Raw genomic sequence first — 6,418 nt, forward strand, 5'->3', positions numbered from 1 at the left:
ACATATGATTGTGGTGATTGGCCAGTATGATGCTGGCTATGTCTGCCACGATCCCTATGGCACCGTTCATGACGGCTATTCGGGGCGGGGTGGCCAGTTTGAAAAGTACAGCCGCGAACTACTGAACGCTCGCTGGCTCACCCATCGACGCAAAAACGGTTGGGGCAGACTCTTTGAGTGACGGGCGATCGCCCTCAGCCCGGCAGCCCTAGCGGATATCCTTCGAGAAATAGACAAAAATACCAATGGAAATGAACAGGGTTGCGAAGGCAACTAAGTTTCTTAGCATAGGAAAAAAGAGGGGTTAGATACTAGAAAACAGGTCAAGACGCGTCGTCAAGCAAACTCGTGAGATGGGGAATCAGTTGATGACTGCGCACCACCCCTTCAATGCGTTCGATCGGCTGGCCGTCTTTGAACAACACCAGAGTGGGGAGGGCTTGAATATCATGCTGAGAGGCGATCGCTGGATAGTTATCCGTGTTGATTTTCACAATGCGCAGCCGCTCCCCAAGTTGGGCATTCACCTCCTTGAGAATCGTTGCCATCAGTTGGCAGGGCCCACACCAAGGCGCATAAAAGTCGATCAGCACCGGCTGTTCGGAGGTGGCTAACATATCATCAAAGCTAGAAAATGTCTGTTTGGTCACCATAGGAGGCAGGCTCCTTAAGCCACTAATATGGTTTCTACCACCAGTCTAGTCGCACATCTGTGGCTTCTTGCTATCAAGACTGCCTAAAGTTGATAATTTTTTGTTGCTTGCCTCCTACCCAATAACCGGCGGTAATCCTATCAAGTGCTGACGTCTCTCTTGATGTCTTTCTAAAGGTAGTATTCAGACAACGCCATTCGCGATATTCTTTGAGCAGCAGGAATTGCTCCGATAGTGGTTAATATGGGCGATGCGTCGCCCACAGTCCAGCAGATTGGTGTACTGTAACGTCAGAAGATGAAAGCAAACATTGTGCCAGGGAATTTGAGGACGCGTGTGGGCAAGCTAACTCCAATTCAAGTTCAACACCTCATTGAAATCGGAGCTTTTCTATGCCAAGTGCGAGAAGAGCAGGGAATTTCATTGGAGCAAGTAACGGCAACCACCTACGTGCCCCTGAGAATGCTGCGGGCCATAGAGTCTGGGCAAATTGATATTTTGCCAGAGGCCGTTTTTGTGCAAGGTTTCATCCGCCGATATGCTGAAGCCCTTGGTCTCGATGGGATTGCAGTCGCCAAACAGTTTCCCGTGAATCCGTCTGCAGTGGAAGTGTCTACGGATCAACCTCCGCCACCCGATCGCTATGAGGTCGCCGAAGAAGCTACAGCACCCGACGATGCCTTTGCGTTGACGCAAACCGTCTTGCCTACCCCGGAAGCCGATCTCGTTGCTCGACGCATGTCGCGGCGATCGCCCTCCCCTGGGTTTCCCCTCTGGCTGGGGCTGGGCACCGGGGCGCTGGTGATCATTGGCATTGGTGTTGCTGTCGGGGTTGCCAATCGTTCATCCTCAGACGCTCCAGAAGCGATCGCTCCCACCACAGAGCCAGAGATCACTGCAGCAGAGCCGCTGGTTGAAGAACCTCCCGAACCCACTCCGCCCCCAGCGACGCCTGCCGTGCCCATTGCTGTCACCCTCACCGCCAGCGAACCGGCTTGGGTGAGCATTACGGTGGATGGCACCACAGACTACGAGGGCACCTTGCCAGCCGGCACCGAGCGCCAATGGGAAGCCCAGCGAGAACTCGTAATCTTCACCGGCAATGCTGGCGGCGTCACCCTGTCTTACAACGGCGGGGAAGCTACTTCCATGGGCGATCGTGGCCAAACAGCAGAAGTCACCTACACGCCGAGTGGCCCCAGCACCGATTAAGCCTCCTTCCTGACCCGCACATGCTATAGCCCATGGGTTTCTAACAAGAAGCTCATGGGCCGTTTGAGTCGCAAGGAACACATTAGCGGCTGGAACGTCGGCAACCCCTACGTCCCAAATCTTCTCTAGCTCACATCCATCCCGTACCGAGACCCTCCATGTCAGATCTGCATCCAGATACCATTAAACTCGACCAGTTTTTGAAGCTCACCGGCACAGCGCGCACGGGCGGCCAGGCCAAGCTGATGATTCAAGACGGTCAAGTCTTGGTGAATGGAACCGTAGAAACCCGCCGCGGGCGGAAATTGGTGGGGGGCGATCGCGTCGTGGTTGAAGGTGAAGAGTTTGTGGTGGTAGTGGACTAGCTTGAACCAGCGGCATGGATCCGCTGGAGCGATAGCGTAACGCATCCATACCGTATGAGACAGTGCGCACCCTACAACTGGAGCATCAGCATCTCCAACTGGACGAGCACCAACCTAGGGCACAATCAACACCGGACAAGGAGCTAGATTGATGACTCGATTGGTGACACTCTCCGCCGCGCCCTCTTCCGTGAGCCCCAAACCGCGACATCCCATAATAATGACCTTGGCGTTAATTTCATCCGCCACATCACAAATCATGAACGCCGGGTTGCCGGTGCGCTCCATCGTTTCCGCTGTAATTCCTCTCTCTCCAAATAACGTCTTGATTTCATCTAACAGCTTGGCGATCGCTTCATAGGCGGCAGATTGAGCTGCCTCCTCCGCCTCCTGATCCACAACCGAAAGAATGACAAGGCGGCTGTGGCAAAGATTCACCACCTGAGCCACCATCCCCGCTGCCTCAATCGACTCACGGGTTTGGTCAATGGGATACAAAACAGTCTCAAACATAGGGTGCCTTACTAGAACGCAGACTCCGGTACAATATGGACGATACAACATAAGACAGAAAGCAATAGATATCCCCTAGTGGGATCTATCACTTTCTATTCTCTAAGGCTAAAGCCTAGATGAACCGTTATTCCATCTGGTTTAATATCTTGTCAATTTTTGTGCGACCGTCCAAGGGATGGGCACCTAGTTGAAATGACGACCAGAACAGCTCTCCAACCTTGTCACCCAAACTCTTAGATCCATAGTCCTTGAGATGAGGAGTGCAGAGGAACCCGCTGAGGTCTGTTGAGCAGAGCGTCATAAGACACAACGATGGAAAAAAGTACCTAGAAAAGTCCAGGGCTAGGACGGTTCTCAGACGTAGTCATGAGACAATAATGTCCATAGGTAAAAACACTTATCGAGTTAGGGGGTTCATTCGCCGTGGCGAAAAAAACATTAGCGACTTTATCCAAAGCAGATTTGTCTGGCAAGCGAGTGCTGGTGCGTGCAGACTTCAACGTACCCCTCGATGATCAAGGCAGCATCACCGACGACACCCGTATTCGGGCAGCTTTGCCCACCATTCAATACCTGAGCGACAACGGGGCCAAGGTCATCCTCACCAGCCACTTTGGCCGTCCCAAGGGTAAGGTGGTTGACAGTATGCGGCTCACGCCCGTGGCAACACGCCTTTCCGAGCTGCTCGGCAAGCCAGTCCTCAAATGTGATGACTGCATTGGTGATGCCGTGGCCGCTGCTGTTGCTGGGATGCAAGATGGTCAGGTTGCACTTCTAGAAAACGTGCGTTTCTACGCAGAAGAAGAGCAAAATGACGCCGACTTCTCCAAGAAGCTGGCATCCGTTGCCGACCTCTACGTGAATGACGCCTTCGGTACTGCCCACCGCGCCCATGCTTCTACGGAAGGAGTAACCCACTACCTCAGTCCCTCCGTGGCTGGCTTCTTGATCGACAAGGAACTGCAGTATCTCCAGAATGCGATCGAAAATCCTAAGCCTCCCCTAGCAGCGATCGTTGGTGGCTCGAAGGTATCGAGCAAGATTGGCGTCATTGAAACCCTGCTGGAAAAAGTAGACAAGCTGCTGATTGGCGGCGGCATGATCTTCACCTTCTACAAGGCCCGTGGCCTCAGCGTTGGTAAATCCTTGGTGGAAGAAGACAAGCTGGAACTCGCCAAGGCGCTAGAAATCAAAGCCAAGGAAAAAGGCGTTGATCTCCTACTGCCCACCGACGTTGTAGTAGCCGATAACTTTTCGCCCGATGCCAATGCTCAAACCGTGAGCATCGACGCTATCCCCGATGGTTGGATGGGTCTCGACATCGGCCCCGACTCCATCAAGGTGTTCCAAGCCGCCCTGGCAGACTGCAAGAGCGTCATCTGGAATGGCCCCATGGGTGTGTTTGAGTTCGATAAATTTGCTGCCGGGACAGAAGCGATCGCTCATACGCTGGCAGAGCTAACCCCCAAGGGCACCACCACCATCATCGGTGGCGGCGACTCTGTGGCAGCCGTGGAAAAAGTGGGCGTGGCCGATCAAATGAGCCACATCTCCACCGGCGGTGGCGCTAGCTTGGAGCTGCTGGAAGGGAAAGTGCTTCCCGGTATCGCAGCGCTGGATGATGCCTAAGCCAGGTTAGCCTAGTCGCTCGATTCATCAAATTCAATCCATAACGCCTGCGCTAAATAGCCCAGTAGATCTCGTCATCTGCTGGGCTTTTGAGTAGCGATCGCTCCGGTGTTGTCCCACATGGCTGAAGGTATCTGGCAGTTTTTGCCCAAAAGATGAGGTTCCAGGGAGCGATCGCTGCATAATGCATTGATCCTATGCTGATCGTGAAGGTTGTCTGAAGCTCGCTATGCGACACCGTGACATAAGCTTATTATGCTGACACCAGTCTGTATAACTACCCTAATTAGAGTGTTATCAAGGATGCGATCGCCATAATCATCCCTATTAGGTGTATGGACTGATCAAAGTCTGCATAACACCCCAAACAGGCGAACTATGCAGACAATTTTCAGCCTAATCCTCTCTGGAGGAGGTGATAGTCAGTTGTGGTCTTGCTAGTCATCCTTATAGGGGGTGTTATGCAGATCAAAGGGGGGGCGTTCAGCATAAACAATAGTTACGCCGCTCAATTATCGGTAGGGCAGTAGTTCAAAACCGCGTATTTATGTTCAAGGTTGAACCACTGCCGTAAAATTTTCTTAATGAGAAGCGTTGAGATTGATGAGATATAGTCATATCAGCAACTCTTTGAGTAAAAGCAATGACAGAGAACCTAGACCAGGATGCAAAAACAGATAATTGGAATATGGTTTTCATGAAGATATTATGTTTAGTGAAAAATTGAACTTCTTCCTCGCTTTTGAAGGGATCTTAATTGCTGTTGTTTATAACCGTAGGGTAGGTGAAACAAAATAGAACCTAACACTAGTCAACATGGGCTAGATAAGCGTAGCGTAATCTATGCTGTCTAACATTCTGTCGGATTGATGCATGATGTTATCGCTTGAGCCAAGCTATGTCCGGAGAGCTATACGAAGCCTACAGGCTAAGTGATGCAATAGTTAAACTTCTTTGAACTAGAGCTTTTAGTACCAAAAACATAGGCAGTAATTGGAATGAATGATGATTCTGAAATTTTGCTGAAAATGATTGAGCGAGAGGAGGCGTTAGTTCGCCACTATGAAGATCAGCGAGCCACCGTTACCAACTTTGTTTTAGTAGCTACCTCTCTAGTTATTGGATTTTTGACTCAAAAAGGCGTTGTTTTGGCCTCACTTCCAGCAGCGTTGCTGTTGGTTTTGCTTGGGGTTTACGGTGCCATTACTGTCACCAAGCTGTATGAAAGAACTCAGTTTGCTAGTGCATTTATCAAGCAATATATAAATCAAATTAATGAGCGTTATCCTCAGCTTTTGCTCACCCAGATTAAGGATAAAGTGCGCACAGAGCATAAGGCTAAATTCCCCCGATCATCAATGCTTCACATGCATCAACTCTGGAGTTTGCTGCATATAATTATTGCGTTTTTAGGGTGTTGCCTGGTGGTAGCAATATTGATTTCATAGGGTCACCATAGCAAGTCAATGCGGGATAGCTCAACGTAGCATATCCATACTGTTTAGTACTCTAACGAATTGATGCATTACGCTGCCGCTAACGCATCCTACTGACTACTGCATAACAATGCCCATGCACACCGACCGCCGAAGGTTGATCGGTTATGATACAAAGGTTATCTGCGGCGGGTGATGGGCAACGTTATGCTGCAAGTTCTCGGTGAGGTGGCACTTTGAAGCTTGCTTGCCTGGTGCATAAAGTTAAGTCATCTGGAAGTTTTTGTGCTTATTTGGGTATTGGAGTTGATTAGTTGTGATCAGTGGAGTAGCGTTGCATAAAACTCCTAGTGGCTGGGGGTTTATCAGTGAAGCAGCATTAGAGAAATTTATCTGGACAAATCTCAAGCAACTATTCGGCGTTATTCCCCTTAAGCAGCAATATGTTTCTAATGGTGAAATATGTGACATTCTTGCTGTAGATGACGATAAAGGACTTGTCATTTTAGAGTTGAAGAATGTAGAAGATCGATACTTAATCCAGCAGCTAACTCGCTACTATGCAAATCTTCTAGAAGAAAAACCATTTTCTCAAGAAGTTGACTAT

Annotated in this window: 8 protein-coding genes; 6 read left to right on the plus strand and 2 right to left on the minus strand. The window is 50.0% G+C overall.

From position 1 onward, the window contains the following. The coding region (locus V6D20_04290) for a hypothetical protein (GenBank protein HEY9815012.1) at positions 1 to 181 on the plus strand (181 nt) is incomplete at its 5' end. 142 nt (positions 182 to 323) lie between these two features. Here V6D20_04290 and trxA read toward each other — a convergent pair. Further along, positions 324 to 653 (minus strand): thioredoxin, encoded by a 330-nt coding sequence (gene trxA, locus V6D20_04295; GenBank protein HEY9815013.1) that lies wholly within the window; start codon positions 651 to 653, stop codon positions 324 to 326. A gap of 297 nt (positions 654 to 950) precedes the next feature. Between trxA and V6D20_04300 the strand changes: the two genes are divergently transcribed. Both V6D20_04300 and V6D20_04305 read left to right on the plus strand, forming a co-directional pair. Next, the gene (locus tag V6D20_04300; protein HEY9815014.1) at positions 951 to 1,865 is read left to right on the plus strand and encodes a RodZ domain-containing protein; all 915 of its coding nucleotides are present in this window, start codon (positions 951 to 953) and stop codon (positions 1,863 to 1,865) included. A gap of 158 nt (positions 1,866 to 2,023) precedes the next feature. Beyond that, a complete protein-coding gene (locus V6D20_04305; GenBank protein ID HEY9815015.1) occupies positions 2,024 to 2,230 on the plus strand; it encodes an RNA-binding S4 domain-containing protein in 207 nt (68 codons plus the stop codon). A 114-nt stretch (positions 2,231 to 2,344) separates the two neighbouring features. Here V6D20_04305 and V6D20_04310 read toward each other — a convergent pair whose 3' ends face one another. Beyond that, positions 2,345 to 2,743 carry a universal stress protein gene (locus V6D20_04310; protein ID HEY9815016.1) on the minus strand — a complete coding sequence of 133 codons (399 nt, stop codon included), beginning with the start codon at positions 2,741 to 2,743 and terminating at the stop codon, positions 2,345 to 2,347. A gap of 426 nt (positions 2,744 to 3,169) precedes the next feature. Here V6D20_04310 and V6D20_04315 point away from each other — a divergent pair, with 426 nt between their 5' ends. The 3 genes from V6D20_04315 to V6D20_04325 all read left to right on the plus strand — a co-directional run. Beyond that, positions 3,170 to 4,375 (plus strand): phosphoglycerate kinase, encoded by a 1,206-nt coding sequence (locus tag V6D20_04315; GenBank protein ID HEY9815017.1) that lies wholly within the window; start codon positions 3,170 to 3,172, stop codon positions 4,373 to 4,375. A 998-nt stretch (positions 4,376 to 5,373) separates the two neighbouring features. Further along, positions 5,374 to 5,823, plus strand: a complete 450-nt coding sequence (locus V6D20_04320; protein HEY9815018.1) for a hypothetical protein — start codon at positions 5,374 to 5,376, stop codon at positions 5,821 to 5,823. Positions 5,824 to 6,127: 304 nt separating this feature from the next. Continuing rightward, positions 6,128 to 6,418 (plus strand): endonuclease NucS domain-containing protein (locus tag V6D20_04325; protein ID HEY9815019.1); only part of this gene is annotated, 291 nt, incomplete at its 3' end.

The sequence above is a fragment of the Candidatus Obscuribacterales bacterium genome (genome assembly GCA_036703605.1).
Classification (GTDB): Bacteria; Cyanobacteriota; Cyanobacteriia; order RECH01; family RECH01; genus RECH01.